Origin of the sequence: Gallintestinimicrobium propionicum, assembly GCF_025567525.1 — a bacterium.
GTDB classification, from domain to species: Bacteria; Bacillota; Clostridia; order Lachnospirales; family Lachnospiraceae; genus Gallintestinimicrobium; species Gallintestinimicrobium propionicum.
In genome coordinates, this window is record NZ_JAOQJY010000008.1 from 105,347 (window position 1) to 121,173 (window position 15,827).

General features: G+C 49.3%; 12 protein-coding genes and 1 riboswitch. Of the genes, 1 reads left to right on the forward strand and 11 read right to left on the reverse strand.

Annotation, left to right across the window (positions count from 1 at the left end):
• The first annotated feature begins 337 nt into the window (after window positions 1-337).
• Complete coding sequence (locus OCV62_RS07970) at window positions 338-1,192, forward strand: AraC family transcriptional regulator (protein ID WP_262585866.1); 855 nt, start codon at window positions 338-340, stop codon at window positions 1,190-1,192.
• 258 nt (window positions 1,193-1,450) lie between these two features.
• On the opposite strand, the gene OCV62_RS07975 is transcribed toward OCV62_RS07970, so the two are convergent.
• The 11 genes from OCV62_RS07975 to OCV62_RS08020 all read right to left on the reverse strand — a co-directional run bounded on the left by OCV62_RS07975 (window position 1,451) and on the right by OCV62_RS08020 (window position 15,810).
• Complete coding sequence (locus tag OCV62_RS07975; RefSeq protein ID WP_262585868.1) at window positions 1,451-2,674, reverse strand: LL-diaminopimelate aminotransferase; 1,224 nt, start codon at window positions 2,672-2,674, stop codon at window positions 1,451-1,453.
• Between the two features lie 11 nt (window positions 2,675-2,685).
• Entirely contained in the window at window positions 2,686-3,234 is a 549-nt protein-coding gene (locus OCV62_RS07980; RefSeq protein ID WP_118495966.1) for an ANTAR domain-containing response regulator, read from the reverse strand.
• Between the two features lie 12 nt (window positions 3,235-3,246).
• Entirely contained in the window at window positions 3,247-4,572 is a 1,326-nt protein-coding gene (gene glnA, locus OCV62_RS07985) for a type I glutamate--ammonia ligase (RefSeq protein ID WP_262585871.1), read from the reverse strand.
• A gap of 147 nt (window positions 4,573-4,719) precedes the next feature.
• Window positions 4,720-6,204, reverse strand: a complete 1,485-nt coding sequence (locus OCV62_RS07990; RefSeq protein ID WP_262585873.1) for a glutamate synthase subunit beta — start codon at window positions 6,202-6,204, stop codon at window positions 4,720-4,722.
• A gap of 15 nt (window positions 6,205-6,219) precedes the next feature.
• Window positions 6,220-10,770: a glutamate synthase large subunit gene (gltB, locus tag OCV62_RS07995; protein WP_262585874.1), complete on the reverse strand. Its 4,551-nt coding sequence runs from the start codon at window positions 10,768-10,770 to the stop codon at window positions 6,220-6,222.
• Window positions 10,771-10,785: 15 nt separating this feature from the next.
• On the reverse strand, window positions 10,786-12,408 hold the full coding sequence (locus OCV62_RS08000) for a CTP synthase (RefSeq protein WP_262585875.1): 1,623 nt from the start codon (window positions 12,406-12,408) through the stop codon (window positions 10,786-10,788).
• A 559-nt stretch (window positions 12,409-12,967) separates the two neighbouring features.
• Window positions 12,968-14,194, reverse strand: coding sequence for a cation:proton antiporter (locus tag OCV62_RS08005; protein ID WP_262585876.1), 1,227 nt, complete (start codon window positions 14,192-14,194; stop codon window positions 12,968-12,970).
• Window positions 14,195-14,379: 185 nt separating this feature from the next.
• Window positions 14,380-14,461, reverse strand: a riboswitch (Fluoride riboswitch).
• A gap of 43 nt (window positions 14,462-14,504) precedes the next feature.
• Window positions 14,505-14,891 (reverse strand): immunogenic protein, encoded by a 387-nt coding sequence (locus OCV62_RS08010; RefSeq protein WP_262585878.1) that lies wholly within the window; start codon window positions 14,889-14,891, stop codon window positions 14,505-14,507.
• Between the two features lie 11 nt (window positions 14,892-14,902).
• On the reverse strand, window positions 14,903-15,352 hold the full coding sequence (locus OCV62_RS08015; RefSeq protein ID WP_317258844.1) for a sugar O-acetyltransferase: 450 nt from the start codon (window positions 15,350-15,352) through the stop codon (window positions 14,903-14,905).
• 40 nt (window positions 15,353-15,392) lie between these two features.
• Window positions 15,393-15,509, reverse strand: a complete 117-nt coding sequence (locus OCV62_RS18160) for a maltose acetyltransferase domain-containing protein (protein ID WP_308728680.1) — start codon at window positions 15,507-15,509, stop codon at window positions 15,393-15,395.
• A 100-nt stretch (window positions 15,510-15,609) separates the two neighbouring features.
• Complete coding sequence (locus tag OCV62_RS08020; protein WP_317258843.1) at window positions 15,610-15,810, reverse strand: hypothetical protein; 201 nt, start codon at window positions 15,808-15,810, stop codon at window positions 15,610-15,612.
• Window positions 15,811-15,827: the final 17 nt, after the last annotated feature.

The following is a 15,827-nucleotide window of genomic DNA, read 5'->3' on the forward strand; positions in this document are numbered from 1 at the left end:
CGATTCAATTTCTATGTTGTTATAATTTATTATTATATTGCTGTTTTTTATTAAAAAATGCATTTTTCAGCTTTTTCATTCGTCATATTTTTTATATTTTTTCTATAATACGCTTTTTCAGCATACAGGTTGCACATCATTTTTTCATATATTTTCTTTTATTGCTGCGCAATATTTTGATATTTTAGGGCAATATATTGTACCGGTTTCCATACATTCTATAGTATAATGAAATCAGGATTTCCTTTTTTATTCATGACAATAGAATGCTCGCAGAGCGTGCATTCTATTGTTTGTTCTGACAGTTTTATTTGTTCTGATAGGAGGATATTTTTCGATGGGTAATAGCCGGCATGATCTGAGTATTCCAAAAGATTATTTCATGAAAGATAAAGCGAAGCTTCTTTATGTCTCTTCCTCTACCTACGGCGGAGACTGGATCTCCACGCCCCACACACATTACTGTTCTGAGCTGTTCTATGTTTTAGACGGCGTCGGTCAGTTTCAGGTGGAGGATCGGATTTTCCCAGTATCCGCAAATGATCTCGTCATTATCAATCCAAACGTTTCCCATACAGAGCTTGGATTTCATGCAAATCCGCTTAAATATATCGTCCTGGGGATTGAAAACCTGGAGCTGTCCGTCGCAAATGAAGGGGAAAATTTCTGTATCGTCAGCTTTCGGGAGATCAAAGAAACGATGAACTTTTACCTGAAAATGATGCTCCGGGAAATTGAAACCCGTGCGCCCGGCTATGAGGCAGTCTGTCAGGATCTGATGGAAATCCTGATCGTGCTGTTTGGCAGACAGACAAACTTTAAGACCATCCTGACGCCAACCAATAAAAGATCCTCTCACCTGTGTGAATCTGTCCGGCGCTATATCGACGCAAACTGCAGTGAGGATATTTCGTTGGAGCAGCTGGCGCAGTTTTCACACGTCAACAAATATTATCTGGTGCATGCGTTTTCCAACGTGTACGGCATTTCTCCGATCAACTATCTGATGCGCGCCCGCATCGAAAAAGCGAAAACCCTGCTTTCCACAACAGACTTTTCCCTCTCCGTCATCAGCCGCTCCTGCGGTTTTTCCTCTTCCAGCTATTTTTCCCAGACCTTTAAAAAGCTGTCAGGAATGTCCCCCAGCGCATTTCGCAGGGCAAGCCGGCAAGACGAGACAACTGCGAAATAAATGCGTTTCTATACGATGAAAAAGAATGTGCCCTGGCACATTCTCGCGCCGAGGCGCGGTTGCTTCGGCAACCATCTACCCTTGCGCCGAGTGCGCATCCTCGCGGAGCGTTTTTTATCGTATAGAAACGAAGTTTCCTATACGATAAAAAAGAGGCTGCCGCAGGTGCGACAACCTCTCAATTTTCAACAACAGAGTGTCCGCAGATCGTACATTCTGTTGTTTTTATTTTTTTTCTCCGGATCAAAAGCTGAATCCTTATTTCGTCTTCAAAGCCTGAATCCGTTTGATCGCTTCTTTTGTATTTTCATGTGTTCCGAAGCCAGTCAGGCGGAAATACCCTTCGCCGCTTGCACCGAATCCTGAGCCGGGCGTGCCGACTACCTGTGCTTCGTTTAAGAGCTTATCAAAGAACTCCCAGGAGGTCAGGTTGTCCGGGGTTTTTAACCAGACATAGGGAGAATTGACGCCGCCAAAGGCCTGATAACCCGCTGCAATTAAGCCCTCGCGTATCTGGCGGGCATTTTCCATGTAGTAGGCAATCTGCTCCTTGATCTGCGCCTTTCCTGCCTCCGAATAAACCGCCTCACCTGCGCGCTGGACGATATAAGGCGCGCCGTTGTATTTCGTGCCGTGACGTCGAAGCCATAAGTCATTTAAGGATACACCATTGCTGACAAGTTCCTTGGGAACAACCGTGTAACCGAGACGCAGTCCGGTAAAGCCCGCGTTTTTGGAAAAGCTGCGCATCTCGATGGCACAGGTCTTTGCTCCCTCACACTCATAGATGCTGTGCGGGATATTCTCTTCCGTGATATAGGCTTCATATGCCGCATCAAAAAGAAGGACCGCATGAATTTCATTTGCATAATCGACCCATTTCTGCAGTGCTTCCTTTGTAATTGCCGCACCAGTCGGATTATTTGGAAAGCACAGGTAGATCAGATCCGGTGTCTTATCAGGAAGCTTCGGTGCAAAGCCGTTTTCCTGGGTACAGGGCATGTATACCAGTCCCTCATATGTGCCCAGCGCTTTGTCATATACACCGGTTCTGCCTGCCATGACATTCGTATCCACATAGACCGGATAAACCGGATCGCAGACCGCAACAAGATTATCGGTCCCAAAAATCTCCTGAATATTTCCGACATCACACTTTGCACCGTCCGATACAAAAATCTCATCCGGAGAAATCTCGCAGCCCCGTGCTGCAAAATCCTCTTTTGCAATCGCGTTTAACAAAAAATCATAGCCCCGCTCCGGTGCATAGCCATGAAAGCCTTCCTTTGTGCCCATCTCGGCAACCGCTTTCTGCAGCGCCTCGATAATCGCAGGTGCAAGCGGCAGCGTCACATCTCCGATCCCGAGACTGATGACTGTTTTGTTCGGATGCATGCTTTTGTAGGCAGCCACCTTTTTTGTTACTGTGGAAAAAAGATAGCTTCCCTGCAGTTTTAAGTAATTTTCATTGATTGTAAACATGTTCTTTTTCCTCATCCGTCATAAATCAGCAGCAGAATCATCTGCGCGGTTTCAACCATGTTCGTGCCGGAATCCATGCTGCTTTTCTGAATATAGCGGAACGCCTCCTGCTCTGTCATATGATTTCTTTCCATCAGCAACCATTTTGCATTGTTAATATAGTTCTGTTCCTGTTCCGTTCTCTTTTTCGGCTGGCTTTTGCGCTTCTTTAACCGTCTGTCCAGCTGTGCCAGCATCATCTCCACAGTACTGGCAAGATCGTTTGGACGAATCGGATATGTCAATGTCACCATATCGTGCGGTGCACTTTCCAGTTCCGACGTAGAAGCAAGCAACAGCATATCAAAATAATCGGGCAGATATTCCGCCAGCTGTGTATAGTGCATGTCCCTGATCCGATAACTGCAGATCACGACACCGCTGTCTAGCTGGTGTACCTGTGAAAGCGCCATGGAAGCTGTTGTGCAGAGTGCAGCAGCCGTCAGTCCCCGCCGGGCGAGGATGTCTTTGATATGTTTTGCGTCCTCGAGCTTCGGCAAAACAATTATGATGCTGCTCATCCTGTCACTCCTTTAAGTGCGATACAGATATTTATCTACTTCCCATTCGGATACCTGGGACATGTACTCATTCCACTCAGCTTTTTTTGCTTCTACATAAAGATCCACGAACTCCTGTCCGAGAACCATTTTTACAAAAGAATCCTCTTCCATGAACGCAACTGCTTCACGCAGCGTATCCGGCAGATGATCGATACCGGCTGCAGCCTTTTCTGCCTCCGTTCTGCTTGCAAACAGTCGTGCAGATTCCGCTCCGGGATCCAGATGCTTTGAGATTCCATCCAGCCCTGCGGCCATGCAGAGGGCAATCGTCAAATACGCATTTGCAGACGGATCGGGAAAACGCAGCTCGATCCTGGTATCCTCTCCCCGCATAAAAGGAATCCGAAGCAGGGTATTATGATTTTTGGTTGTCCAGATGATATCTCTGGGTGCATCGCAGCCGGAGGTCAGACGCTTATAGGAGTTGACCAGAGGGTTCGTCACGGCACACATGCCTTTGACATGGGCCATAATACCACCCATGAACCATTTTGCTTCCTGACTTAAACCATCCTCCGCTTCCGGATCGCTGAAGATATTTTTTCCATTCTGAAACAGGGAAATATTGATATGCATGCCGGAACCTGCCGTACCAGCCTTTGGCTTCGGCATAAAAGTCGCATAAAGACCGAACCGCTTTGCAATGGAACGCACTGCCGTCTTGAACGTCACAATCCGGTCCGCGGTTTCCATCGCACCCGCATAACGGAAGTCAATTTCATGCTGTCCGGGCGCTTTTTCATGATGGGAGGATTCGATTTCAAACCCCATATCCTCCAGCGTCATCACCATATCACGGCGGGCATTTTCTCCCAGATCCAGCGGGCTGATATCCATATATCCGGCCTTTTCATGGGTTACGGTTGTCGGCACGCCGTTTTCATCCTCGTGGAACAGAAAAAATTCACATTCCGGATCAATCTGAAACGTATATCCTTCCTTTTCGACCTTTTCCATCGTCTTTTTCAGGATTTCTCTCGGGCTGACCGCAAGCGGTGTTCCATCTGCCCTGCAGACATCACACAAAAGTCTTGCAACTTTTCCCTGCTGCGGTCTCCATGGCAGGATTACAAAGGTATCCAAATCCGGGCACAGATACATATCCTCTTCCCCGTTTCTCAATTCTCCGTACATGCAGGAACCATCAATCAGATAGCGGTTGTCTTTCATATACTGCAGCTGGGTAGCGGTCACGGCAACGTTTTTGAGCGTGCCGAACATGTCTGTAAACTGCAGACGAATGAATTCAACGTCTTCATTCTCTACCATTTGCAGAATTTCTTCTCTGGTTTTCATGCTTCTCTCTCCTCTTTAGCGGACAGTCTGTCCGCCTGTTCCCTGAATAATTGTTGTGAATTTTCCAATGCTCCGGCGGGTCTCCAGCCCTCATAGCCTTCTTCGTGCAAGCACGGTCGGCTTTTGGGCTGGAGATCCGGTGTGCTGTCACTCGTAGGTGTATCCCATCAACGACTTGTCCACTTCCTTTGCGGCTTCCCTGCCTTCGGCAATCGCCCATACGACCAGTGACTGACCTCTGTGCATATCTCCCGCAGTGAAAATCTTCTCTTTTCCGGTGCGGTAAGAGCCGTTTACGGTTTCCACATTGGTTCTCGCATTTAATTTTACACCAAAACTCTCTGCAACGTAACCCTCACTGCCTAAAAATCCGGCTGCAATCAGCACCAGATCCACCGGAATTTCCTTCTGTGTGCCCTCGATGGGAACCATCGAAAGCCGTCCGGTCTTTTCATCCTTCTTCGGCTCAAGGCTTACCAGCACCGCACTGCATACGGTTCCGTCTTTTTTCTTTTTAAATTCTGTTACTGTTGTCTGATAAATTCTCGGGTCATGACCGAATACATCGATTGCTTCTTCCTGACCGTAATCGGTCTTTAAGACCTTCGGCCATTCCGGCCAGGGATTGGATGCTGCCCGACACTCCGGCGCTTTCGGCATCATCTCCAGCTGTGTCACGCTTGCCGCACCCAGCCGAATCGAAGTTCCGACACAGTCATTTCCGGTATCTCCGCCGCCAATTACCAGCACATTTTTTCCTTTTGCCAGCTCATAGGGCACTTTTTCAAAATTCGTATCCAGGAGCTGCTTTGTTACAGTTCCCAGAAAATCCACTGCAAACCAGATGCCTTTTGCATCCCTGCCGGGCACCTGGATATCTCTTGGATGGGAGGCCCCGCCGCAAAGAATCACGCGGTCGTATTCTTTTTCCAGCTCCTTGCCAGAAATATCTTTTCCAACGTCTGCATTGCAGATAAACTTGATGCCGGCAGCCTTCATGACTTCGATCCTTCTGTCGATGATGCTCTTGTCCAGCTTCATATTCGGAATGCCGTAGCGCAGCAGACCGCCGACTCTGTCATGACGTTCATAGACCGTTACGCTGTGTCCGCGTTTGTTCAGGTTCCAGGCTGCAGACAATCCGGCCGGACCGCTGCCGATGACCGCGACCTTCTTTCCGGTGCGTACCTTTGGTTCTTCGCCTTTTACCAGACCATTCGCGTAAGCATATTCAATGACCGCACGTTCATTTTCCTTCGTGGAAACCGGTTTTGCGTGCAGCCCGCAGGTACAGGCCGCCTCACACAGCGCGGGGCAGACCCTGGAAGTAAATTCCGGGAAGCAGTGAGTCTTTGACAAACGGACATAAGCCTGTTCCCAGTTGCCGTGCCAGACCAGATCGTTGACCTCCGGCACCAGATTATGCAGCGGGCATCCCGAAGCCATTCCGGCAATCATTGTACCCGCCTGGCAGAAGGGAACGCCGCATTCCATGCAGCGCGCTCCCTGCAGACGCTGCTCCTCTTCCGGCAGCTGTCCGTGAAATTCCTTAAAATTTTTGATTCTTTCCTTTGGAACCGTCACCGGTCCGTCTTTACGCTCATATTCCAAAAAACCTGTAGGTTTCCCCATGACTGTTTCCTCCCGTTACGCTCTGCTGCCGACACTCGCATAGAATGCCTCAATCTGCGCTTCCTGGCGGCTCATGCCCTGTTCCTCAAACTGGGAGGACAGCTGCAGCATCCGCTTGTAATCTCCAGGAATAATCTTTTTGAACTTCGGCAGATACTCTTTAAAGTGATCCAGTACCTCCTGTCCCTTTTTGGAACCGGTATTGTGCACATGCGCCTCGATCATGGCACGGAGCTCCTCCTGGTCAAACTTGGTCTCCACCTTCTCCATGAGTACCATTTCCTTGTTCAGGTTTTTATACAGACAGCTTTCTTCATCCAGTACATAAGCGATGCCGCCGCTCATACCTGCCGCAAAGTTTTTGCCGGTAGGTCCCAGTACAACCACATGACCACCAGTCATATACTCGCAGCCATGCTCTCCGACGCCTTCTACAACAGCAGTTGCACCGGAATTGCGGACGCAGAACCGTTCTCCTGCCACACCTGCGATATAGGCTTCTCCGCTTGTTGCGCCGTAAAGGGCAACGTTGCCGATAATGATATTTTCTTCCGGTTTAAATTTCGCTTTTTCCTGTGCAAAGACTGCCAGCTTGCCGCCGGAAAGTCCCTTGCCGAAATAGTCGTTGCTGTCACCGCACAGCGATAAGGTCAGACCTTTTGGCAAAAATGCACCGAAGCTCTGTCCGCCTGCGCCTTCACAGTGAATCGTGATGGTATCCTCGGGCAGTCCTTCCGGATGCTGTCTTGTGATTTCTGCGCCCAGAAGTGTGCCGAAGGTACGGTCGGTATTGGTCAGCTTCACGCTGCAGGATATTTCTGTTCCGTTCGCAATGGCTGCCTTTACTTCTTTCTTCTTTAATAAAACGGATTCATCCTTTGTCTTTTCCAGTTTGAAATCATATGCGCATGCAGGATCGAAAACACTGACCTTTCTTTCCGCCTGTGCGCCCTCGTACAGGATTCTGCTCAAATCGATCGTCGCTTTTCTTCCGGTCAGACCATCCTTTTTCTTTAACAGATCGGTACGCCCTACCATCTCATCTACAGTTCTGACGCCAAGCTTTGCCATGTACTCCCGCAGCTGCTGCGCGATAAAGGTCATGAAGTTAATGACGTATTCCGGTTTTCCGATAAAGCGCTTGCGCAGCTCCGGATTCTGGGTTGCGATACCCATCGGACAGGTGTCCAGATTGCAGACACGCATCATGACACAGCCAAGGGTTACCAGCGGAGCAGTAGCAAAGCCGAATTCCTCTGCTCCCAGAAGCGCTGCCATCGCAACATCCCTGCCGCTCATGAGCTTACCGTCTGTCTCGATGACAACGCGGTTTCTCAGACCATTCTGCAATAGAGTCTGATGGGTTTCTGCCAGTCCCAGCTCCCACGGAAGTCCTGCATTATGGATGGAGCTGATGGGCGCAGCACCGGTACCGCCGTCATAACCGGAAATCAGGATTACCTGTGCACCTGCTTTTGCAACACCGGCTGCAACGGTTCCGACACCGGCTTCCGAAACCAATTTTACGGAAATTCGTGCATATTTATTTGCATTTTTCAAGTCGTAAATTAACTGTGCCAGATCCTCGATGGAATAAATATCATGATGAGGCGGAGGAGAAATCAGGCTCACACCGGGTGTGGAATGTCTTGTCTTTGCAATCCAGGGATACACCTTCTTGGCAGGAAGATGTCCGCCCTCGCCGGGTTTTGCCCCCTGAGCCATTTTGATCTGAATCTCTCTTGCACTGACCAGATACCGGCTCGTTACGCCGAAACGTCCGCTTGCCACCTGCTTGATTGCAGAGCTTCTGTCATGATCGGTTCCTGCGGATTCCAGACGCTCATCGCTCTCGCCGCCTTCACCGCTGTTGGATTTGCCGTGTAGTTTATTCATGGCGATCGCCAGCGCTTCATGCGCTTCCTCGGAAATCGAACCGTAAGACATCGCACCGGTCTTAAACCGCTTTACGATGGACTCTACGCTCTCTACTTCTTCAATCGGAACACCAGTCTCCGGGAAGTTGAAGTCCATCAGGCTGCGCAGATAACCGGTTTCCTCTTTATCCACCATCTTTGTATATTCGCAGAACTTTTCGTAGCTGCCATCCCTTGTCGCCTGCTGCAGCATATGGATCGTCTGGGGATTGTAACGGTGTTCCTCGCCCTGGCTGCGCATCTTATGTCTGCCCATGGAGGACAACGTCAGGTCTGTTGCCAGTCCCAGTGGATCAAACGCCTTGGAATGCTGCGCATCCGTCTGGGCTGCGATATCTTTTAAGGTAATACCGCCGATCCTGCTGACCGTTCCGGTAAAGTACGCATCGATGACCTCCTGCGAAATGCCGATCGCCTCGAAAATCTGGCTGCCCTGATAGGACTGAATCGTGGAAATGCCCATCTTGGACGCAATCTTTACGATGCCCTGCAAAATCGCATGGTCATAATCTTCTACTGCCGCATAATAATCCTTGTTCAGCAGACCGTCTTCTACCAGCTCTGCGATGGTGGAATGGGCCAGATACGGGTTGACCGCGCACGCACCGTAGCCTAACAGCGCCGCAAAATCGTGCACCTCCCTCGGCTCGCCGGATTCCAGGATAATGGACAGTGCCGTACATTTTTTCGTCTTGACCAAATGCTTGTGTACGGCGGAAACTGCCAGCAGCGACGGGATTGCAACATGGTTTTCATCCACACCGCGGTCGGAAAGAATCAGGATATTCGCACCCTCCCGGTACGCCTTATCCACCTGTACGAACAGATGCTCCAGCACACGATCCATCGGTGTGCTCTTATAGAAAATGATCGGCACACAGACAACCTTAAAGCCGGGCTTTTTCATCGTGCGGATCTTCAACAGATCGAGGTCTGTCAGGATCGGATTGTTGATCTTCAGTACCTGACAGTTTTCCGGCTTCTCTTCCAGAAGATTTCCGTTCTTGCCGGCATATACGGTTGTGGAAGTGACGATTTTTTCCCGGACCGCATCGATCGGAGGGTTCGTTACCTGCGCGAACAGCTGCTTGAAATAATAAAACAACGGCTGATATTCTTTGGAAAGGACAGCCAGCGGTGTATCCACACCCATCGCGCCGATCCGTTCGGTTCCGTTTAACGCCATCGAGCAGATACCCTCCCGGTATTCCTCGTAGGTGTAACCAAACGCTTTCTGCAGACGCGCCCGTTCTTCTTTGTTATAAGAAGGAATCCTTTCATTCGGGATTTTTAACTCATGCAGTGTAACCAGATTGGAATCCAGCCATTCGCCGTAAGGCTCCCGCTTCGCGTAGGTCTCCTTGATTTCTTCGTCTGTTAAGACTTCGCCCTTTACGGTATCCACCAGCAGCATTTTACCGGGATGCAGTCGCTCTTTTTTCAAAATATGCTCTGCGGGAATTTCCAGGACACCGACTTCAGAAGAAAGGATCAGTCTGTCATCGTCTGTAATATAATATCTGGAGGGACGCAAACCGTTTCTGTCCAGAACAGCGCCCATCAGGTCACCGTCCGAAAACAGGATGGAAGCAGGACCATCCCAGGGCTCCATCATCGTCGCATAGTACTGATAAAAATCGCGTCCCTCCTGGGAAATCGTATCATTGTGGGTCCAGGGCTCCGGGATTGTAATCATGACCGCAAGCGGCAGCTCCATTCCGCTCATTACCAGAAATTCCAGTGTATTGTCCAGCATTGCGGAGTCCGATCCATTTGTATTGACTACAGGAAGCACCTTCGTTAAATCATCTGCCGAGAACCGCGGTGCACACATTGTTTCCTCCCGCGCCAGCATCTTATCCGCATTGCCCTTGATCGTGTTGATCTCACCGTTATGCACAATAAACCGGTTCGGATGTGCACGCTCCCAGCTGGGATTCGTATTGGTCGAAAATCTGGAATGGACAATTGCAATCGCGGAATCATATTCTGCATCCTGCAGGTCCTTAAAGAAGGTTCTCAGCTGTCCCACCAGAAACATACCCTTATACACGATGGTCCGGCTCGATAAGGACGGCACATAGGTATTATCGTTACTCTGCTCAAATACGCGACGTACCACATAGAGCTTTCTGTCAAAGTCCAGCCCTGCTGCAATATTTTCCGGCTTTTTGACAAAGCCCTGGCAAATGACGGGCATACATTCTCTTGCCTTATGTCCCAGCACCTCCGGCGCAGTCGGCACTTCTCTCCAGCCTAAAAACTTCATGCCTTCTTTTTCTACAATAATCTCAAACATCTTCTTCGCCTGGCTGCGCTTTAACTCGTTCTGCGGGAAAAAGAACATGCCGATTCCGTATTCTCTTTCGCCGCCGAGCTCGATGCCGATTTCCTGACATACTCTGGAAAAAAAGCGATGGGAAATCTGAGTCAGAATTCCGACGCCGTCTCCGGTTTTTCCCTCCGCGTCTTTTCCGGCACGGTGTTCCAGCTGTTCTACAATTTTTAATGCATCTGCAACAATCTGGTGGTCTTTTCTGCCTTTGATATTAACCACAGCTCCGATGCCGCAGTTATCATGTTCAAAGCTCTGGCTGTAAAGTCCCTGCTGTACCTGATTTTCTCCCATGGTAGTCCTCCTTATTTAAACGGCGCTGCTGCCTGCCGCTTCATATGCTACTGCCGCTTTTACAAAGCCCTCAAACAGCGGGTGCGGCAGGTTCGGTCTGGATTTGAATTCCGGGTGTGCCTGTGTTGCAACGAAGAACGGATGCTCTTTTAATTCGATCATCTCCACGATTCTTCCGTCCGGAGACAGTCCGGAAAGTACCATGCCGTTTTTCGTCAGCACTTCCCGATAATCATTGTTGACTTCATATCTGTGGCGGTGACGTTCGGAAATCTCTGTCTTTCCATACAGCTTATGGGCCAGTGTTTCCGGCTGCAGGACACAGGGATATGCGCCCAGTCTTAAAGTACCGCCAAGATTGGTAATTCCGTTTTGTTCCGGCATCAGTGCGATGACCGGATCAGGCGTTTCGGGATCGAGCTCAATGCTCGCCGCTTTGGAAAGTCCTGCTACGTTTCTTGCAAATTCAACAATCGCAAGCTGCATGCCAAGGCACAGCCCAAGATACGGAATTTTGTTGCGTCTTGCATAACCGATTGCAAGAATCTTTCCTTCCGTTCCTCTCTGTCCGAATCCGCCCGGTACCAAAATGCCGTCCACATCGTGCAGATATTCCTCCAGATTTTCCGGTGTCAGCTCTTCTGCATCGATCCAACGAATGTTGACCTGTGCGCGGTTTGCGATGCCGCCGTGCTTTAAGGCTTCCGCTACGCTCAAATAAGCATCATGCAGAGCTACATATTTGCCAACCAGCGCGATGGTGACAGAACTGGTGGGATGATGCAGATCCTCCAGCATCTTTTTCCAGTCTTCCAGATTCGGCTCCGGGCAGGGCAGATTCAAACATTCACAGACCGCCTGAGCCAAATGCTCTTCTTCCATCATCATCGGCACTTCATAAAGGGACGGTGCATCCAGATTCTGCAAAACATGTTCCTTTTTCACGTTACAGAATAATCCGATCTTTTCTTTCATTTTTTCATCAATCGGATAATCCGAACGGCAAACCAGGATATCCGGCCAGATCCCCATACTCTGCAGCTGCTTGACGCTCATCTGGGTCGGCTTTGTTTTCATTTCACCGGATGCCTTTAAATATGGAATCAATGTAACCTGAATCAGGATGGCATTTTCCCGTCCCATCTCGTGCTGAAACTGACGGATCGCTTCCAAAAACGGCTGGCTTTCGATATCGCCGACTGTACCGCCGACTTCTATAATAGAAATGGTATCTTCCTCCGGGGACTTCTCCCGGTAAAATTTTGATTTGATTTCGTTTGTAATATGAGGAATGACCTGTACGGTACCGCCGCCGTAATCTCCATGACGTTCCTTGTGCAGAACCGACCAGTAAATTTTACCCGTTGTAACGTTGGAATTCTGATCCAGGCTTTCATCGATAAACCGTTCGTAATGTCCCAGATCCAGGTCTGTCTCCGTGCCATCATCTGTTACAAATACCTCTCCGTGCTGGATCGGATTCATCGTACCGGGATCCACATTGATATAGGGATCCAGCTTCTGCATGGTTACATGATATCCTCTCGCTTTGAGCAGCCGTCCCAACGAAGCTGCGGTAATTCCTTTTCCAAGACCGGACACAACGCCGCCGGTCACAAATACATATTTTACGCCCATGCTCTCCTCCTTGCTGCCCTGCAACAGCATTTCCTACTGTCAGTGTGCCGTTCATAAAAATACTTTGTTATCCATAAAAGATTGTGCCTCTTTCTGTAACATGGAACCCATGTTACACATAAAAGAATGTGCCTTGGCACATTCTCGCGCCGAGCGCGGTCGCTTGCGACATTTTTCATCTTCGCGCGAGTGCGCATCTTAGGCACGTCAGTGCCTCTTTCTGTAACATGGAACCCATGTTACAGAAAGAAAGGGGTCAGGAAACCTGCAATGCAAGTTTCCTGACCCCTTTGTCAGCCTACATCTTATGTACGACACTATTTTTCATGCAATGTAGTCTACCCTATCTTTTTTCATTTGTAAAGAGGTTTTTTAATTTTTCCAGTTCCCATGTAGCTTTCTGCAGGCAGATTTCATGCTCGCATGAAAATCTGCCTGCGGAAGGCTACAGAGGGAGCGCCGCTCTTATGAGCAAAAATAGCTGCGCAGCAGCGGAAAGCATCGCAGATGCGTTTTGCGAATGGCGCGGGGGAACTGGATCGCATGCGACGCGCCCTTATCATGCGCCGGGGTTCTCCCCAGCCGCGCCGCCTTCATGCACCAACAGCCTCCGATACGTTTTGTCCATCCCGATCGCTCCAATCGGCGCGGTCACGAGAATCGCAAGCACTGCAACCGAGAGCACAAGCTGTCCGCACGGCAGACCGAGACTCAGCGGAACCGACCCGATCGCCGCCTGTACGGTTGCTTTCGGCAGATAGGCGATCACACAGAACAGCTGCTCTTTTTTATTCAGCTGCGTCCCTGCCATACACAAGAACACGCCTGCTGCACGAAACAGGAGCGCAATCCCGATCATCAAAAGTGCACTCGCACCAGCGCTTGCTGTATACCGGATATCGACCGCCGCGCCGACCAACACAAACAGCACGACTTCCGCTGCCAGCCAGAGCTTGCCGAATTTTTCAGACAGGCGCTTCGAAACCTCCGGCACACATTTTGCCTTCAACATGCACGCCATGCTCACAACCGCTAAAAGCCCGGACACCGGAACGATTCCTTTCAGCCACGTTTCCACTGCCATCAAAAGAAACGACAGACCGAGCACCAGGATCACCTTCATGCTGTTTCGGACACAGTGGGCATGGGCGTATGCCGTTTCAAAAACCCTTGCCAGCACATAACCTGCAGCGGCTCCCAGCACAACGCTGAACACGATCGAAATCGGAATCTGCACAAAGTCCGACGCCTTTGCGCTTCCTCCCTGCGCCATGCGCACAAATGTCGTAAACAGAACGATGACGAAAATATCGTCGCAGGATGCACCCGCCATAATCATCTGAGGGATGCTCTTTTGCGTCCCGTAACTGTTTTCCATCAGCTGCACCATCCGCGGAATCACGACCGCCGGGGAAACCGCCCCAAGCACTGCACCCATCACGGCAGCCTCGACGCGCGTAATTCCAAGCACATACGGAGCAAATAAAAAGAACGCAAAGATTTCAAAGCTCGCTGGTACAAATGCCATCATCATAGCAGGGCGTCCGACTTTCTTTAAATCCGCAAGGTTTAAGGACAGACCAGCTTTTAACAAAATGATAATCAGCGCCATCTGGCGAAGCTCCGACGAAATGCCCAGAATCGACGGATCCAGCAGATTCAGCACATACGGTCCGAGCACGATGCCCGTAAAGAGCATTCCAATAATCCTCGGAAGCCCTATCCGCTCACAGACCGCCGCCATGGCAAGACCTGCCAGAAAAATAAATGCAAGGGATGTTAACATGTTTTCCTCTCATTTCTATTCTCTGTGGAATTGGAATGCGCCCGCTGCGGCATTGCTCTGCGAACATTCTACTGTCAAAAATCAAAAAAGCCGATGTCCTCTGCGATTTTTGTTGCACACAAACATCCTTTCTGCGGACATTTGCAGTCAGCCATCGATGCCAAAATCCTGTCGCTTTTGCATCTAAAATCACAGAAGTCATCAGCTTACAATTCTTTCAAGCGGTTCCGCCATACGGCGCGGGAGAACCTCATTCCCGGAGAGTATTATAACAACACTGCTCTGGTGTGTAAAGGAAAAATCCAGCCTTTTATTTCATCCCCACGAATTTTGCATCCGCTTCATCGAAATAATCGTCCATATTGCTGCTCAATCCGCTCGCTTTCCATGCCTGATCGAAGGGAATGCTTTCCTGATTGCTCAAATAGATAAACGTACTGTCGCTCTCTGCCGCATTCATCCTGCCGCTCACTTCCAGTCGGTACTTGTAAGAATGCCCATCTTCGATCTGCCAGGTTCCGTCGCTCATCTCATAATAAGGAACCATCGTCACTTCCCGTCCTGCCGCCATCTCTTTCTCGACATCCAGAACGTCCGTAGCGGCATAGGTCTTTACCACGGTCGCTTCTTTTTTGCCACATCCGGATAATGCAAACAGCAGGCATAATACAAAAGCGGCACGAATCATTTTTTTCATAGGCATACTCCTCACCGCTTCGCAGATTCTTCAAATACAGGATATTTTTTCTTATCTGCGTCTGTAATTTTGCGAATCACCCTGCAGGGATTTCCGGCTGCAATTACCCCATCCGGAATATTCCTGTTCACAACGCTCCCTGCGCCGATAATGGTATTGCTTCCAATCGTCACGCCCGGCAGCACCGACACGTTCGTTCCAATCCAAACATTGTCCCCTATAGTAATCGACAGAGCGATTTCCAGTCCGCGCCCTCTCTGTTCGCTGTCAATCGCATGACCGGCTGTTGAAAATACGCAGTTCGGAGCAATAAATACATTGTCTCCAAAAGTGACCTTCGCGCCATCCGGTATCGTGACATTATGGTTCGTATAAAAATTTTCCCCTACAGAAATATTGAATCCATAATCACAGTAAAACGGCGCTGTAACGACCGGATTTCCTTTTATGCTTCCGAACATCTGACTCAACAGTTCACCCTGCTATTTACTCTCTGACGGTTTACAATTGGTGAAATTCATAACATAAATCCGCACAACGGGTTCTTGCCTCTACAATCTCCTGGTCATAGTTTGCATCATATAAATATCCGTTCTGTGCCTTTTCCCATTCTGTCATGTTCTTTCTCCTTTTTATTGCAATTACCTATTATATAATTTTACAAATCATCTGTATTTTACAGCCGTTCAACGATCACATCCCCTATTTTGATCTATTCTCACAGCCACCATTCTGGCGTCAGATCCCCCAGTGTTACCACTCTTTCCTTCTCATAGTCCATCATGATTTCTATCGAACGATAATCCTCCGGCATCAGCTGCGCCATGAATTCCCGGCATGCTCCACAGGGCGGAATTGCCTCGCCTTTCCAGTTCACTGCAATGACACGCCGGATCGCGTCCTCGACGTTTGTAATCATATTGAAAATCGCATTGC

What these genes read in the sequence shown, in the direction of transcription:
- OCV62_RS08000 (WP_262585875.1), bottom strand. Translation starts at nt 12,408, where the DNA reads ATGGGCGTAAAATATGTATTTGTGACCGGCGGCGTTGTGTCCGGTCTT.
- OCV62_RS07975 (WP_262585868.1), bottom strand. Translation starts at nt 2,674, where the DNA reads ATGTTTACAATCAATGAAAATTACTTAAAACTGCAGGGAAGCTATCTT.
- OCV62_RS08015 (WP_317258844.1), bottom strand. Translation starts at nt 15,352, where the DNA reads ATGTTCGGAAGCATAAAAGGAAATCCGGTCGTTACAGCGCCGTTTTAC.
- OCV62_RS07980 (WP_118495966.1), bottom strand. Translation starts at nt 3,234, where the DNA reads ATGAGCAGCATCATAATTGTTTTGCCGAAGCTCGAGGACGCAAAACAT.
- OCV62_RS18160 (WP_308728680.1), bottom strand. Translation starts at nt 15,509, where the DNA reads ATGACAGAATGGGAAAAGGCACAGAACGGATATTTATATGATGCAAAC.
- gltB (WP_262585874.1), bottom strand. Translation starts at nt 10,770, where the DNA reads ATGGGAGAAAATCAGGTACAGCAGGGACTTTACAGCCAGAGCTTTGAA.
- OCV62_RS08005 (WP_262585876.1), bottom strand. Translation starts at nt 14,194, where the DNA reads ATGTTAACATCCCTTGCATTTATTTTTCTGGCAGGTCTTGCCATGGCG.
- OCV62_RS07970 (WP_262585866.1), top strand. Translation starts at nt 338, where the DNA reads ATGGGTAATAGCCGGCATGATCTGAGTATTCCAAAAGATTATTTCATG.
- OCV62_RS08020 (WP_317258843.1), bottom strand. Translation starts at nt 15,810, where the DNA reads ATGATTACAAACGTCGAGGACGCGATCCGGCGTGTCATTGCAGTGAAC.
- OCV62_RS08010 (WP_262585878.1), bottom strand. Translation starts at nt 14,891, where the DNA reads ATGAAAAAAATGATTCGTGCCGCTTTTGTATTATGCCTGCTGTTTGCA.
- glnA (WP_262585871.1), bottom strand. Translation starts at nt 4,572, where the DNA reads ATGAAAACCAGAGAAGAAATTCTGCAAATGGTAGAGAATGAAGACGTT.
- OCV62_RS07990 (WP_262585873.1), bottom strand. Translation starts at nt 6,204, where the DNA reads ATGGGGAAACCTACAGGTTTTTTGGAATATGAGCGTAAAGACGGACCG.